The sequence below is a fragment of the Lacticaseibacillus yichunensis genome, assembly GCF_003946405.1.
GTDB lineage: Bacteria > Bacillota > Bacilli > Lactobacillales > Lactobacillaceae > Lacticaseibacillus > Lacticaseibacillus yichunensis.
The window spans coordinates 1-1,177 of the sequence record NZ_RHOG01000072.1 but is presented as its reverse complement, the minus strand read 5'-3'; the positions used below and the strand labels follow the sequence as shown (position 1 = coordinate 1,177).

The window sequence follows — 1,177 nt, the reverse complement described above, 5'->3', positions numbered from 1 at the left end:
CCCCAGTTTACAATTCAAGTGCAACACCTTAGCGACTAGACCAAAAAGGCCATGAAGACCTATTCTTGTTAGTGCAACCAGACAAGAAAGCAGGAATCTTCATGACCCACTCTCAGACTAACACCCACAAGCATTACCAACAACTCAGTTTTAGCGACCGTGCTACAATTCAGGCCCTTCAGGCTGCTGGTGACACCGCGACCGTGATTGCACAGAAACTTCATCGCAGTAAAGCGACAATCTCACGAGAAATCACGCGTGGATCTGTAACTCAGCTCGACTCGAAGCGTCACTCGCATCAAGTCTATCTTGCGGAAACTGCCCAAGCCATGCACGACCGTAAACGCGATAGAACCGGTCACTACGCCTTTCTTAAGACCGGCCGTGCGTTCTTCAAGGCTCTCGCCAAGGAGCTTACTCGTAAGCCGCGCGTACACAGCGTTGATAGCTTCGTACACTTCTATCGCGACCAGGGCAAGGCTTGCCCTTCAACGACAACTGTGTATCGCTACATCGACGCCGGGCTGCTTGAGCTAGACAACATGACACTTCCCAAGAAGCTCCGACGCCGCATCAAAGGCTATAAGAACGCCCACAAACGCAAGAACAAGAAGATATACGGCGACTCAATCGAGCTGCGTCCTGCGGCCGTGAATGACCGTACAGGCGTGGGACATTGGGAAGGCGACTTGGTCAAAGGTATTCGTTCGGCTGATGAGCCAGCGCTGATGACGCTCACAGAACGGTACAGCCGAACTGAAATCATCGTTAAGATACCTGACTATCATGCGGACACCTGCCTTAAAGCCTTGCAGGACACGATCAACGATTACGGTGCCAAGGAGTTTGAGAGTATCACGTTTGACAATGGTTCCGAGTTCGCCAAGCTGTCGGAGATCGTTGGAACCCAGATCTATTTTGCTCATCCATACTCGCCTTGGGAGCGCGGCACTAACGAGAACACCAACGGACTACTCAGGGAGTACTTCCCGAAGGGAAAGTCTCTCAGGGACGTTACGCTGGTTGAGATCCAAGCAGTCCAATCAGCACTGAACCATCGTCCCAGACGTATTCTGAACTATCTTCGACCATGCGATTACTACCAACGCATGGCTTAACAACCTAGACCACTATCAAGGATTCGTTATCATCGTTGCACTTGACTTGAAAATTGAGG

At 51.0% G+C, this 1,177-nt stretch carries 1 protein-coding gene; it reads left to right on the top strand.

Annotated features, from left to right (window positions below):
* Positions 1–101: 101 nt before the first annotated feature.
* Complete coding sequence (locus EKM95_RS11560; RefSeq protein WP_125698566.1) at positions 102–1,118, top strand: IS30 family transposase; 1,017 nt, start codon at positions 102–104, stop codon at positions 1,116–1,118.
* The last annotated feature ends 59 nt before the right edge of the window (positions 1,119–1,177 follow it).

Excerpts from the sequence above, each read along its gene's own strand:
- EKM95_RS11560 (WP_125698566.1), top strand. The coding sequence starts at position 102 with ATGACCCACTCTCAGACTAACACCCACAAGCATTACCAACAACTCAGT.